General features: G+C 69.2%; 13 protein-coding genes and 1 CRISPR repeat array. Of the genes, 8 read left to right on the top strand and 5 right to left on the bottom strand.

The genetic code is table 11. The annotated features are described in order from the left end of the window. Nucleotide 1 precedes the first annotated feature (1 nt). Together ACIQNU_RS01335 and ACIQNU_RS01340 are read right to left on the bottom strand one after the other, a co-directional pair. Complete coding sequence (locus tag ACIQNU_RS01335) at nt 2-211, bottom strand: DUF397 domain-containing protein (RefSeq protein ID WP_401359515.1); 210 nt, start codon at nt 209-211, stop codon at nt 2-4. Further along, nucleotides 208-1,044: a Scr1 family TA system antitoxin-like transcriptional regulator gene (locus ACIQNU_RS01340; RefSeq protein ID WP_401359517.1), complete on the bottom strand. Its 837-nt coding sequence runs from the start codon at nt 1,042-1,044 to the stop codon at nt 208-210. The genes ACIQNU_RS01335 and ACIQNU_RS01340 overlap by 4 nt, the downstream gene beginning before the upstream one ends. 326 nt (nt 1,045-1,370) lie before the next feature. Here ACIQNU_RS01340 and ACIQNU_RS01345 point away from each other — a divergent pair, with 326 nt between their 5' ends. Then, complete coding sequence (locus ACIQNU_RS01345; RefSeq protein WP_401359520.1) at nt 1,371-1,634, top strand: hypothetical protein; 264 nt, start codon at nt 1,371-1,373, stop codon at nt 1,632-1,634. Next, nucleotides 1,631-2,413 carry a hypothetical protein gene (locus ACIQNU_RS01350; protein ID WP_401359522.1) on the top strand — a complete coding sequence of 261 codons (783 nt, stop codon included), beginning with the start codon at nt 1,631-1,633 and terminating at the stop codon, nt 2,411-2,413. The genes ACIQNU_RS01345 and ACIQNU_RS01350 overlap by 4 nt, the downstream gene beginning before the upstream one ends. On the opposite strand, the gene ACIQNU_RS01355 is transcribed toward ACIQNU_RS01350, so the two are convergent. The 3 genes from ACIQNU_RS01355 to ACIQNU_RS01365 form a co-directional block, all read right to left on the bottom strand. Beyond that, the gene (locus tag ACIQNU_RS01355) at nt 2,410-2,886 is read right to left on the bottom strand and encodes a VOC family protein (RefSeq protein WP_401359525.1); all 477 of its coding nucleotides are present in this window, start codon (nt 2,884-2,886) and stop codon (nt 2,410-2,412) included. The two genes, ACIQNU_RS01350 and ACIQNU_RS01355, sit on opposite strands and share 4 nt — an antisense overlap. Nucleotides 2,887-2,996: 110 nt before the next feature. Beyond that, a complete protein-coding gene (locus ACIQNU_RS01360) occupies nt 2,997-3,851 on the bottom strand; it encodes an ABC transporter permease (RefSeq protein ID WP_401359528.1) in 855 nt (284 codons plus the stop codon). Further along, the gene (locus ACIQNU_RS01365; RefSeq protein ID WP_401359531.1) at nt 3,848-4,768 is read right to left on the bottom strand and encodes an ABC transporter ATP-binding protein; all 921 of its coding nucleotides are present in this window, start codon (nt 4,766-4,768) and stop codon (nt 3,848-3,850) included. Before ACIQNU_RS01365 ends, ACIQNU_RS01360 begins: the two co-directional genes overlap by 4 nt. A 132-nt stretch (nt 4,769-4,900) precedes the next feature. On the opposite strand from ACIQNU_RS01365, the gene ACIQNU_RS01370 reads away from it, so the two are divergent. The 6 genes from ACIQNU_RS01370 (at nt 4,901) to ACIQNU_RS01395 (ending at nt 13,612) form a co-directional block, all read left to right on the top strand. Next, a complete protein-coding gene (locus ACIQNU_RS01370; RefSeq protein ID WP_401359533.1) occupies nt 4,901-6,127 on the top strand; it encodes a sensor histidine kinase in 1,227 nt (408 codons plus the stop codon). Then, nucleotides 6,124-6,774: a response regulator gene (locus tag ACIQNU_RS01375; protein ID WP_401359535.1), complete on the top strand. Its 651-nt coding sequence runs from the start codon at nt 6,124-6,126 to the stop codon at nt 6,772-6,774. Before ACIQNU_RS01370 ends, ACIQNU_RS01375 begins: the two co-directional genes overlap by 4 nt. Nucleotides 6,775-6,850: 76 nt before the next feature. After that, nucleotides 6,851-7,306: a CRISPR direct-repeat array (repeat unit 29 nt; unit sequence GGGACCACCCCCGCGCGTGCGGGGACCAC). 428 nt (nt 7,307-7,734) lie between these two features. Beyond that, on the top strand, nt 7,735-8,289 hold the full coding sequence (locus ACIQNU_RS01380; RefSeq protein ID WP_401359538.1) for a DUF6232 family protein: 555 nt from the start codon (nt 7,735-7,737) through the stop codon (nt 8,287-8,289). Further along, the gene (locus ACIQNU_RS01385) at nt 8,286-8,633 is read left to right on the top strand and encodes a hypothetical protein (protein ID WP_401359540.1); all 348 of its coding nucleotides are present in this window, start codon (nt 8,286-8,288) and stop codon (nt 8,631-8,633) included. Before ACIQNU_RS01380 ends, ACIQNU_RS01385 begins: the two co-directional genes overlap by 4 nt. Before the next feature lie 167 nt (nt 8,634-8,800). Then, the gene (locus tag ACIQNU_RS01390; protein WP_401359542.1) at nt 8,801-9,742 is read left to right on the top strand and encodes a serine hydrolase; all 942 of its coding nucleotides are present in this window, start codon (nt 8,801-8,803) and stop codon (nt 9,740-9,742) included. Between the two features lie 63 nt (nt 9,743-9,805). Then, nucleotides 9,806-13,612: an ABC transporter ATP-binding protein gene (locus ACIQNU_RS01395; RefSeq protein ID WP_401359544.1), complete on the top strand. Its 3,807-nt coding sequence runs from the start codon at nt 9,806-9,808 to the stop codon at nt 13,610-13,612. Nucleotides 13,613-13,637: the final 25 nt, after the last annotated feature.

Raw genomic sequence — 13,637 nt, forward strand, 5'->3', positions numbered from 1 at the left:
GTCAGATGGTGTCGAACTCTCCCGCCTTGATGCCCGATACCAAGGACGTGAACGCATCGGCCGGGACGTTCAGGGTCGGGCCGGTCGGGTTCTTGGAGTCCCTGACGGGGACTATGCCGGTAGCGGCGGCGTTCGTGGGGGCCCACTCGACGCAGGACCCGCCGCTGCCGCTGTAGGAGGACTTGATCCAGTTGAGGGGTTCGTTCGTCACGGGGCGCCCTTTCGTACCTGTTCGATCATGGCAACGGATTCCGCCTGCGACAGCGCTTCTGTCTGTAGCTGATGGTAGGCCCTCACCAACGGCAGTACGGCAGTGCTCTCACGGTCTAGGTAACCCTGGGTCTGGGACTCGACGTACGCCATGACGGACCGATCCGTCAGCGTCAGCAAGTGCACCAATCTGTTGAAGGGCCGCCGCTCTCCCATGGTGAACGGAGCGATCTGTAGCGACGTGTTCGGCTGCTCGGCGAACTCAAGCAGGTGGCGTAACTGCCGGTCCATGACTTCGGGTCCACCGATCTCTCGGCGGATGCAACTCTCGTCCAGCACCGCGATCACCATGGGCGGATGGGTTCGTACCAGCGCGGCTTGCCGCTCTATGAGGAAGTCGACTCGCTCAGTGGCCTGTTCAGCCGTGATGGAACCTCGCTGCACGTGGCCTGCCTCAATGGCTGCCGCGTACTCACGCGTCTGGAGCGGACCAGGAATCACGCCCACTTCGAATAGTCGGATTTCCGCTGCTCGCCCCTCGTGCCCCACGTACTCGGAGAAGCCCTCCAGCAGGCTGCCGGTGCGGATCTCGCGCCACTGACGTTCGAACGTGTCCGCTGTGCCGCCAGTGCCGAAGGCAACGTCAGCCCTGCGCGAAAAGCGAAGAGTCGGCACCTTGCGACCAGTTTCCACGGCCGAAATATGCGTGCTGGAATATCCCATCGCTTCGGCAAGGTCTTCTTGTTTCCATCCACGCGCCTCCCGTGAGCTGCGGATACGTGCCCCGAACGCAGCTTCCGGGCTGCTGTCAGGGTTCAACTCCTTGCGATTCAACGGCCCTCACCGACTTTTCTTTCGCGCGTCACAGGTTGATCGAGTCTCGACTCTAGGCAACTCTAAGCGCTCTTGGTAGTGGCTTCGCTACGGAGAGGAGTTGCGGTGTCCGAAAAGAACCTTCCGGCGCCCGGCACGCTCATGGTCGACGCGCAGAACCGGATCGGTGAGTTCCGGGGTGAGTGGTGCGGACTATGGTCTCTGCGCCCTGTAACTGGCGGTAGGGAATGGTCCGTCGACCCACAAGACGTACGGCCGGCCACCCCCGAACAGCGCTTACGCGCCGAGAACTCCCGTATGAACGCCCGGAGTCGCGGTGAGTACCTGTGAGCACCTACGGCTACATCCGCTGGCTATTACGGCCGGATCTTGACGATGACGCCCCACCGCGCACGTACGCCTTCCGCTGTCTCACCCTCATCGAGGGCGACGGCGACGACCGCGAGTGCGACGCCAAGTCTCCGGTGAGTACCGACCCCACCGAACCCCAGACCTGGGCCTTCGCCCACCTCCGCGACCACCCCGAGCACACCAGCTACGCCGAAGTCATCGAGCGTCCCTGGGTGATGTGGCGCCAGGGGCCCGTATGAACTGCCCTCCCCACCAACCCAGTTACCGGTGCGAGGTCCACGCCGAAGGGCTCGTCTACGGCACCGGACACACCGCCCACCACATCCTCGGCACCCACGACACCATCTCCCCGATACTCGCCATCCGCTGGCTCCGCAGCCAAGCCCTCCGTATCGCCGACCGCCTCGACCCCGACCCCGCCCACTCCCCCTGGGTGACACCCGGCATGCGCCAGAACACCACCCCCGAGCCCGACACCCCCACCCACCTCCGCACATGGGCCCACAACCCCGCCCGCCAACACGCCGCCCGCCTCCGTATCAAAGCCGGCCACCCCCTCCTCATCCTCATCCCGGACACCGACTGCGCCTACACCCTCACCGTCCAACCACCCCACCCCCCACAACCCCCAGGACCAGCCATGTACCCCTGCCAAGCAACCACCCCCCTCACCCCCGCCCCCCTCCTCTTCGCCATCCTCGCCGGACAAGGCCGCGTCCTCGGCAACGACCTCCACCTCACCCCCACCCACACGCACTGCGAACTCGCCCACGGACACCCCGGCGAACACGCCGACCACGTATGGGACTGGGACCACAACCCGTCCCACGCACTCTGGGCCCGGTGGGACACCCATGGCACCCCCCGTTACGAAAACCTCCCCTGGTGTGAGACCGCCGGCGGGCCGGACGCCGACGCCTGCACCCTCTACCGCGACCACCCCCACCCCCACTCCTGGGCCGTGACCGACGACCCCGACCCCGACCCCGACCCCAACCGCGACCCTGCGGACGTCTAGTCGAACAGGTCGGCGCTCTGGACGTACTCCATGGCCCTGGTGAACTCCGGGTCGTCGAGGCGGCGTTCCATTTCGTCCGGGCTCAGGTCCTCGACGCGGGTCTGGATCCAGTACAGGTTGCCCAGCGGATCGCGTACCCGCCCGACCCGGTCGCCGAAGAACAGGTGGGTGACCTCGGTGACCGAAGTGCCGCCGGCAGCGACGGCCTGACGGTGCACGGCGTCGGCGTCCTCGACGTAAAGACGGAGGAAGCCGGGGGTCGGCGGCCACTCCGGCCGCGCGTCGAACATCATCACCACGGAATCACCGATCCGTACCTCCGCGTGCTCGATGGCCCCGTCCCTGCCCGCGAGGCACGCCAGCTCCTCCGCACCGAAGGCCCGCTTCATGTAGTCGATGAGCCGCACCGTGTCGCGCGAGATGATCCACGGCGTCACGGTGTGGTAGCCCTGCGGAACCGGCTTGACGGACATCTGACTGCCTCCTGGGGTACGAGTGCGTCGAACGAGGTGGTGACGCTAGACGCCTTCTAGGTCACTCACTGACCTAGAAACCACCTCCGACCTCCGACCCGCTCGCGCGTCTACGCGTCCCTCCGCTCCACGACCCCCACCGCGACCACCGCCGCCACCACCCCCCACAGCGCGAACACCAGCCACGAACCCGTGGCGCCCGTCGCCGGGTACGGGAGCGAGGGGGTCGGCAAGGGTGCCTCCAACTGGAGCAGGCGCTGCCAGGCGCGGAAGGGGAGGGCGTGGTTCAGGGTCGCCGACCAGTAGCGGTCGTCGTTCAGGAAGTTCGGGATCAGGAGGAGTACGACCACATTCGCCACGATCGTCGTCGCGCTGTGCCGGATCAGGGCGCCCAGCCCGAAGCCGACGAGCGCGCTCACCGGGGCGAGGAGGGCGGAGGCCAGTACGCCCCACACCACACCGGGGTACGTGATCGAGATGCCGACGCCCCGGCCGGAGAGAATCGCCTGCGTCAACCAGAAGGAACCGCCCGCGATCACCACCCCGTACACCGTCATGACCGCCGTCAGCACGGCCACCTTCGCCGTCATCAGCGCGCGGCGCGCCGGAACCGCCGCGAAGGTCGTCCGTACCATCCCCGTCGCGTACTCGCTCACCACCGCCATCGAGCCCAGGCTCGCCGCGATGAGCATGAGCGTGATGCCGGAGTTGTTGCTGAAGGCGTCGCGCAGGGACCAGTCCGGTACGAAGTGGGCGCGGATTCCCTCGTCGTAGCGCGACCAGTTGACGTAGTCGGCGTAGGCCGCGTTCGCGTTCAGCAGGATGATCGCCAGGGCGGTGACGACGAGGGCCCAGCGCATCGACCGCAGGGACCAGAGTTTCAGCCACTCCGAGGCGAGGAGGTCACGGAAGCGGGCGGGGTGAGCGGCGACCGCTCGTGCTCGTACCGCCGTCGTCGCGCTCATCGGGTGCCTCCCGCCGCGTACTCCACGCTCTGCGCCGTCAGTTCCATGAACGCTTCCTCCAGTGAGGCCGAGCGGGTCGCCAGTTCGTGCAGCATCACGCGGTGCTGGAAGGCGAGTTCGCCGATACGGGGTGCGGTGAGGCCCGTCACCGAGAGGGTGCCGTCGTCCTCCGCGAGGACCGTCGCCCCCTCCGCCGCCACCAGCGCGGTCAGCTTGCTCAGGCCCGCCGCGTCGGCGGTCCGTACCGTCACGCTGATCCGTTTGCCCCGGGCCGCGAACTCGGACAGGGGCTCGTCCGCGATCAGTTCGCCGCGGCCGATGACGATGAGCCGGTCCGCGGTGTTCTCCATCTCGCTCATCAGGTGGCTGGAGACGAACACCGTCCGGCCTTCGGCGGCCAGCCGCCGGAAGAGCTTGCGTACCCACAACACCCCTTCCGGATCAAGGCCGTTGAGGGGTTCGTCGAAGAGGAGGACGGGTGGGTCGCCGAGCAGCGCGGTGGCGATACCGAGGCGCTGCTTCATCCCGAGCGAGTACCCGCCGATACGGCGGCGGGCCGCGTCGGCGAGGCCGACCTCCTCCAGTACCTCGCCCACCCGGCTGCGCGGGATCGCGTTGCTGCGGGCCAGGACCGCCAGGTGGGCGGCGGCGGTGCGTCCGCCGTGCACGTCGCCCGCGTCGAGGAGGGCGCCGACCTGGCGGAGTCCGCGCGGGTGGTCGCGGAAGCGGTGTCCGTCGACGGTGACGGACCCGGCGGTCGGCTCGTCCAGGCCGATGGTCATGCGGAGGGTGGTGCTCTTGCCGGCGCCGTTCGGGCCGAGGAAGCCGGTGACGTGGCCGGGGCGCACGGTGAAGGAGAGCCGGTTGACGGCCGTGGTCCTTCCGTACCGTTTGGTGAGTTCGTTGACCTCGATCATGCGGTCCACGCTGCCGGGAGGGGGCGGCGGGCGTCATCGGCCCGCCGGTGGCAATCGGGGCGGGCAATGTCGTCCTGGGGCTTACGACCACGGTCCGATGCCCGGTGCCGGGGCCGTGGTTACGCTCGCGGCATGCATGTCACCCCGCCTCTTCCGCTGCTCAAGCGCGTGCCGCCGGGCGTCTGGACGGCGCTCGCGTGGTGTGCGGCTACCGCGTACTCGTTCCTGACGATGGTCGTCCTGCCCGGCGAGGCGGTGGGCGGACTGTCGCCGACGAGGCGCGGGTGGGGAGGCATGCCGTACGGGAATCAGCTGAACCTCGCCCTCGGCACGGCGCTCGCCCTCGCCGGTAGCTGTCTGCTCCGCCGCCGGCCCCTGACGGCCGTCGCGCTGCTGCTCACGGCGTCGGTCGCGGGCGCGATGGCGCTGAACTCGTCGGAGATCAACCTCCTCCAGATCCTCGCCGCCGATGTCGCGCTCTGCTTCGTCGCGGCGAGGCGGGCCCGCCGTACCTCGGTCGCCGCGCTCGCGCTGACTCTCGGGGTGCTCGTCGGGTACGCGGTCACTCGGCTGCTGCTCGGGTTCGGTATCGGTACGTCGACGCTGCTCGCGATGGCGCTGACGGCCGTCGTCGCGTGGCTGGTCGGGAACTCGGCGCGGCAGTCGCGTGCGTACGCCTCAGCGCTGGGCGCGCAGGCCGCGACACAGGCCGTGACCGCCGAACGGCTGCGGATCGCACGGGAGTTGCACGACATGGTGGCCCACAGCATCGGCATCATCGCGCTTCAGGCGGGGGCGGCGACACGGGTCATCGAGACGCAGCCGGTGCGGGCGCGGGAGGCGTTGAGGGAGGTGGAGATGGCGGGGCGGGAGACGTTGTCGGGGTTGCGGCGGATGTTGGGGGCGTTGCGGGAGGGGGAGGTTGGGGGTGGTACGTCGCCGTACGAGTCCGGGGTGGTGCCGGGTTTGGGGGACGTCGAGCGGCTTGCTGCGGTGACCACGGCGGCCGGGGTGCGGGTGGATGTGTCGTGGCGGGGGGAGCGGCGGCCGTTGCCGCCGGAGATCGATGTGTCGGCGTATCGGATCATTCAGGAGTCGGTGACGAATGTGGTGCGGCATGCGGGGGTGGGGTCGTGTGAGGTGGTGATCGACTCGGGTGAGGAGGCGGTGGTGATCGAGGTGGGGGACAGGGGGAGGGGGGTTGCGGTTCCTCCGGTTCCGGGGTGTGGGTTTGGCCTGGTGGGGATGCGGGAGCGGGTGGCGCTGCTGCGGGGCGAATTCTCGGCGGTGCCGCGGGTTGGGGGCGGCTTCGTGGTGAGGGTGCGGCTGCCGGTGGCGGTGGGGGTGGGGGTGCGATGACGTCACGGATTCGGGTCGTCCTGGCCGACGATCAGCCACTCGTACGGGCGGCGCTCCAGATGGTCATCACGGACACGGCGGATGTGGAGGTGGTGGGGGAGGCGGGTACGGGGGCGGAGGCGGTGCGCCTCACGGAGGAACTGCGCCCCGACGCGGTGGTCATGGACATCCGGATGCCGGGGATGGACGGGATCGAGGCGACCCGGCTGATCACGGGTGCCGGGGGTCCGACGCGGGTGGTGGTGCTGACGACGTTCGACGACGACGCGTATGTGTACGGGGCGCTGCGTGCGGGCGCCTCCGGGTTCCTGGTGAAGGACATGGCGCTGGACGACATCCTCGCGGCGATCCGGGTCGTGGCGGCGGGCGAGGCGTTGATCGCCCCCACGGTGACGCGCCGCTTGATATCCGACTTCACGTCCCACCCGACCCCGACGCGTCGCCCCCTGCCGTCCATAACGGACCGCGAACGGGAGGTCCTGACGCTGCTGGCCCAGGGCCAGGCGAATCCGGAGATAGCGGTGAGCTTGAACATTACGACGGCGACGGTGAAGACGTATGTGACGCGGCTGCTGTCCAAGCTGGATGCCAGGGACAGGGTTCATTTGGTGATCATGGCTTATGAGGCTGGGTTGGTGGTTCCGTAGACGGGGGCGGGCTCGACGCGAGGCGCTCCGCGCGTCTGTGGGGATCAGATGAACCGGCCCGCAATTCGTGCGGGGGCGAGACTATCCCCGTGTTGCGGGGACCACGCCGAGTCGTAGACGACCTCGAACAGCGCCTGGGGACCACCCCCGCGCGTGCGGGGACCACAACCTCTGGCGCACCGGGACGGCCGCGCTGGAGGGACCACCCCCGCGCGTGCGGGGACCACCGGCTCGCGGGACATGCTGATCTCGCAGTGACGGGACCACCCCCGCGCGTGCGGGGACCACTCCTGTATCAGGGCCCCACCGACACCACCGCTGGGACCACCCCCGCGCGTGCGGGGACCACCGCGATACGCCCCCGACAGAGTCGCACTGGTGGGGACCACCCCCGCGCGTGCGGGGACCACCGAGCGGTTGCCGATCTGGTCATTCGGTCAGAGGGACCACCCCCGCGCGTGCGGGGACCACCGAGGCTGTGGTTCGTGCGGATTCTCGGCCGGGGGACCACCCCCGCGCGTGCGGGGACCACCGTTCGTGAGCTGGGGGTTTACTTCGGCGGCGGGCCGTTTTTGCTTACTTCTTCAGATTCCGGCATAAAGGAAATTTGGGTCTCGTAGGTGCCGTGTTGTGTCGAGGCTACAACTTTCGCTTCTCTGGCATGGGTTGCTCGTCGGGGCGGGGGCTTCCGTTCGGCCTACTCGGAATCAACAGCGGCGTAGCCCCGCGTACCGCGAGGAGTCGAACGTGTCAGCCGCCCCCCCGTAACCCTCTCCGCTCTTCTGGGCAGACACCCCACATCCGCAACTACCCTGCCCCCCACGCCAATTGGCTGCTTTTGGCCTCTTGCTGGGTGGGAAGTTCGCGTAGTTAATGGTCCCCACCCGGCCGCCGAGTCGGATACCTGCAGGGGGCTGAGGGCTTGTGGAGACGACCGGGATCGTAGGGCCCCCACCGCCGATGCCCCCAACTCCCCCCGGCGGGACCGTCGTAGACCTCAAGGTCGGCAGGCGGATGCTGTGGGTGGGGGAGGCCGCCTATCCGCTGCACAACATCACCCGGGTCCATACCTTCGAGCTGAGGCCCAAACGCATGGAAGCCTTCATGAGCTTCCTGAAGTGGCTCGGTGTCACGGTCGTGGTGGTCGTCCTGGTCCAGGCGGTCAATCGGAGTTCGGAAGGCACCAGCGCGAGTGCGAGTGACACCGCCGGCGCGGTGTGGATCCTCGGCGTCGCGGTGGTGGTCGGCCTGGTCGTGGGGCTCGTGAAGGAGTTGGGAGCGAAGCCCGAGCAGGTGCTGGCCGTCGAGACGTCCAGCTCTTCCACCGCGCTGGTGACGCTGCCCAACCCCGACCAGTTGCGCCAGCTCGTCCACTACCTCGTCAACGCCATCGAGAACCCGGAGACCGAGTTCCAGGTACGCGTGGAGCGGGTGCTCGTCAATCCCAAGAACTACCACTTCGGCGACAACGTCAATATGTACGGCGGTCTGTTCAACACGGGGGTGAGCAAGTGAGTGGCGGCGACTCGTACCACTACGGCGACAACATCCACGGCGACAACGTCAACATGTACGGCGGGACAGGGAACACCGGCATCGTCAAACAACAGTCCCCCGCTCTGCGCGAGGCGACCGAGGAGCTGGTGCGGCTGCTCGGGGAGTTGCGCGGCGCGGTCGCTCCCGGAAGCGCGCAGGTCATCGACGACTCCCTGCCGGTGATCGCCTCCGGCGCAACCCCTCCGCAGGACCGGCACCGAGCCCTGATCGCCATGGCCACCATCGCCGCGACGGTCGGAGCGCTCGGCCAGCCGGTCGCCGAGGCGGTCAACAAAGTCCTGGGGCTCATGGGCGCCCTTTAGACAGCCGGCGCGTGACATGAGCGTGCGCGCCGCCTTCGCGGTGGGTTTCTCCCGGAGGTCTGGGCAAGTTTTCGTAAACGGTACAACCGTTCGGGGTGGTTCCTCAGTCCAGTGAGGCGAGTGCGCGGGGGGCGTGCTCTTCGTCTCAGGGGAATGGGAAATTTCTTATGTCTTACCGAATAGGGCGGTCCGGTCGTGTCGCGGCTGCGGGTCTCGCCGTGGGCGTTCTCGCGCCGCTCGGCGCCGTCGTCGCCGCCGCGCCCGCCTCGGCCGCCACGCCGACGGTGACCTGCACCTCCGCCAAATCCGGCCTCGCCGCCAAATTGCAGAAGGACATCACCACCGCCCTCAAGAACCGCAAGGGCACCGTCGCCGTCGGCCTCTACGACCGCGCCACCAAGACCACCTGTTCGCTGCGGAGCACCTCCGCCTACGACTCCGCCAGCGTCGTAAAAGCGACCGTTCTCGCCACGCTTCTCTGGGACAACAAGAAGCACAACCGGTACCTCACCCAGCGTGAGATCGACCTCACCACCGCCATGATCACCAAGTCCGACAACAACGCCACCACCACCCTCTGGCGTCAGCTCGGCGTGACCAAGGTCAAGAACTTCCTCGCCGCCGCCAAGATGACCAAGACGGTGCCGGGGTCGGGCGGGTACTGGGGGCTCACCCAGATCAATGTCCAGGACGAGCAGAAACTCCTCGCCCTGTTCACCGCCAAGAACACCGTCCTCAGCGACAACTCCCGCGCCTACATCCTCAAGCTCATGAACAAGGTCGTCAGCTCCCAGCGCTGGGGCACCCCGGCCGGCGCCCCCACCTCCGTCAAGGTGCACGTCAAGAACGGGTGGCTCTCGCGCTCCACCCACGGCTGGCGCGTCCACAGCATCGGCGCCTTCCAGGGCGGCGGCCACGACTACTACATGTCGGTGCTCACCCACGGCAACAGCTCCATGAACTACGGCGTCGCCACCATCCAGGCCGTCGCCAAGGCCATCCACAAGGACCTCACGCCCACCACCGTCGCTACGCAACGTTACGCGCCGACCACCGCCCCCAAGGAAGTGCTGCCGCCTTTGCCCACACGTAATGTTGCGGAGGGATGAAATCCGCACCATTCCGCGTTCCTCCCGATGCACAGGACCAGTGAGTAAATCGGGAGGCAGAGGGTGGCAGCGGAGAACGGTCCAGGTGGCATAGAAACCCCCACCCCCACCCCCGGCTGGGTCCGCCGCCTCACCGCCTACGCCTGGCGCTACCCCAAAGACGTCATCCTCTCCCTCGGCGCCTCCCTCGCCGGCATGGCCGTCATGGCCCTCGTCCCGCTCATCACCAAGGTCATCATCGACGACGTGATCGGCGCGCACAGCCGCTCCATGACGGTCTGGGCCGGCGTCCTGGTCGCCGCCGCCCTCGTCGTGTACGTCCTCACCTACATCCGCCGCTACTACGGCGGCCGTCTCGCCCTCGACGTCCAGCACGACCTCCGTACCGACATGTACGGCACGATCACCCGCCTCGACGGCCGCCGCCAGGACGAGCTGTCCACCGGCCAGGTCGTCGGCCGCGCCACCAGCGACCTCCAGCTCATCCAGGGCCTTCTCTTCATGCTGCCGATGACCGTCGGCAATGTGCTGCTGTTCGTCATCTCGCTCGGCATCATGGCCTGGCTGTCGCCGCCGCTCACCCTCGTCGCGCTCGCCGTCGCCCCCGCGCTCTGGTACATCGCCCGCCGCAGCCGCTCCCGTCTGCACCCCGCCACCTGGTACGCGCAGGCGCAGGCGGCGGCCGTCGCGGGCGTCGTGGACGGCGCCGTGTCGGGGGTCCGGGTCGTCAAGGGGTTCGGGCAGGAGGACCAGGAGACCGGCAAGCTGCGCGAGGTCGGCCGCAAGCTCTACGCGGGCCGGCTCCGTACCATCCGGCTCAACTCCAAGTACACCCCCGCGCTCCAGGCCGTACCCGCGCTCGGTCAGGTCGCGATGCTCGCCGCCGGCGGCTGGCTCGCCGTACGCGGACAGATCACGCTCGGTACGTTCGTCGCCTTCTCCACCTACCTCGCCCAGCTCATCGGCCCGGTCCGGATGCTCGCCATGGTCCTCACCGTCGGCCAGCAGGCCCGCGCCGGTGTCGAACGCGTCCTGGAGCTGATCGACACCGAGCCGTCCATGCAGGACGGCACCAAGGAACTCCCCGCCGACGCCCCGGCCACCGTCGAGTTCGACGGCGTCTCCTTCGCGTACGAGAACGGGCGCCCCGTCCTCGACGGCCTCAGCTTCGAGATACGCCCCGGTGAGACCCTGGCCGTCGTCGGCTCGTCCGGCTCCGGCAAGTCCACCGTCTCGCTGCTGCTGCCCCGCTTCTACGACGTCACGCACGGCGCCGTCCTCGTCGGCGGCCACGACGTCCGCGAACTGACCCTCGACTCGCTGCGCGCCGCCATCGGCCTCGTACCCGAGGATTCCTTCCTGTTCTCCGACACCGTCGGCGCCAATATCGCCTATGGAAGGCCGGGCGCCACGCAGGACGAGATCGAGACCGCCGCGCGGGCCGCGCAGGCCGACCGGTTCATCGCCGAACTGCCCGCCGGGTACGACACCAAGGTCGGCGAGCAGGGGCTCACCCTCTCCGGCGGCCAGCGCCAGCGCGTCGCCCTCGCCCGCGCCATCCTCGCCGACCCCCGCCTGCTCGTCCTGGACGACGCCACATCGGCGGTCGACGCGCGCGTGGAGCATGAAATCCATGAGGCGCTGCGACACGTCATGGCGGGGCGGACCACTCTTCTCATCGCGCACCGCAGGTCCACCCTCGCCCTCGCCGACCGCATCGCCGTCCTCGACGGCGGCCGGCTCTCCGACCTCGGCACCCACGAGGAGCTGACCGAACGCTCCGCCCTCTACCGCGAACTCCTCACCGACCCCGACGAACTCGGCGGCGTCTCACCCGGACACACCGCCATCCCTGCCCCGACCGCCGAGGACGGGCCCGACGCGGCATCCGTCCGCGCCGAACTGGACGCCGAGTTCGACGCCGAGAACGGCATCACCCCCCGCCTGTGGACCGGCGACCGCGCGCCGAAGGACACCGCGCTCGCCGGCATGCCCGCGACCCCCGAACTCCTCGCCCAGGTCGACGCGCTGCCCCCGGCCGCCGACCGCCCCCACGTCGACGAGGCACGCGCCGTCGCCGCCGAGGAGTCGTACGGGCTGCGCAGGCTGCTGCGCGGATTCGGCGGCGCCCTCGGACTCTCCCTGGCCCTCGTCGCCGTCGACGCGGGCGTCGGACTCCTGCTCCCGGTCCTCATCCGACACGGCATCGACTCCGGCGTCACCCAACTCGCCCTCGGCGCCGTCTGGGCCGCGTCCGCGCTCGCCCTGATCTCCGTGATCGTCCAGTGGGCCGCCCAGATCGGCGAGACCCGGATGACCGGCCGCACCGGCGAACGCGTCCTCTACTCCCTGCGTCTGAAGATCTTCGCGCAGCTCCAGCGGCTCGGACTCGACTACTACGAGCGCGAGCTGACCGGCCGCATCATGACCCGCATGACGACGGACGTCGACGCGCTGGCGACCTTCCTCCAGACCGGACTCGTCACCGCCTTCGTCTCCGTCGTCACCTTCTTCGGCATCATGGGCGTCCTCGTCGTCATCGACATCCAGCTCGCCCTCGTCGTCTTCGCGACCCTGCCGCCGCTGATCATCGGCACGTACTTCTTCCGCAAGCAGAGCGTGAAGGCGTACGAACTCGCCCGTGAGCGGGTCTCCGTCGTCAACGCCGACCTCCAGGAGACCGTCACCGGGCTGCGGATCGTGCAGGCGTTCCGGCGCGAGGCGTCGGGCCGGGAGCGGTTCACGGGACGCAGCGCCGACTACCGGTCGGCCCGTATCCGCGGCCAGTGGCTGATCTCCGTGTACTTCCCGTTCGTACAGCTCCTGTCATCGGTCGCGGCGGCTGCCGTGCTGATGGTCGGCGCGGGCCGGATCGAGGCGGCGACGCTGACGACCGGCGCGCTCGTCGCGTACCTCCTCTACATCGACCTGTTCTTCGCGCCCGTCCAGCAGTTGTCGCAGGTCTTCGACGGCTACCAGCAGGCCACCGTGTCGCTCGGCCGCATCCAGGAACTCCTGCGCGAGTCGACGTCGACCAAGGCGCCCGACGAGCCGATGGACGTGCTGTCGCTGCGCGGGGAGATCGCCTTCGAGGACGTCCGGTTCGCGTACGCGTCGACCGACCGGACCGAGGCCGCCGTCAGCGACGTCGCGCTGCGGATACCGGCGGGGCAGACCGTCGCGTTCGTCGGCGAGACAGGGGCGGGGAAGTCGACACTGGTCAAGCTGGTCGCGCGGTTCTACGACCCGACCGGCGGCCGGGTCACCGTCGACGGCACCGATCTGCGCGCGCTCGACCTCACCGCGTACCGGCGCCGCCTCGGCGTCGTCCCGCAGGAGGCGTACCTCTTCGCGGGCACCGTCCGGGACGCCGTCGCCTACGGGCGGCCCGACGCCACCGACGCCGAAGTGGAGGCCGCGGCCCGCGCGGTCGGCGCGCACGAGATGATCGCGACCCTGGACGGCGGCTACCTCCACGAGGTCGCCGAGCGGGGGCGCAACCTCTCCGCCGGGCAGCGGCAGCTCATCGCGCTGGCCCGCGCCGAACTCGTCGACCCGGACATCCTGCTCCTCGACGAGGCGACCGCCGCGCTCGACCTCGCGTCCGAGGCGCAGGTCAACCGGGCCACCGACCGGCTCGCGGGCCGCCGTACCACCCTCGTCGTCGCCCACCGCCTCACCACCGCCGCCCGCGCCGACCGCGTCGTGGTCATGGACCACGGCACGGTCGCCGAGGACGGCACCCACGACGAACTCCTCGCGCGGGACGGTCATTACGCGGCGCTGTGGCGGACGTTCGTGGGGGAGACGGTGGAGGCAGAGGAGCCTGGGGAGGAGCAGGGGGAGACCGTGGGCGCCGGGGCTCCCTGACGCGACGTCAACTTCCATCCGGGGG

This window comes from Streptomyces sp. NPDC091292 (assembly GCF_044757265.1).
Lineage (GTDB): Bacteria > Actinomycetota > Actinomycetes > Streptomycetales > Streptomycetaceae > Streptomyces.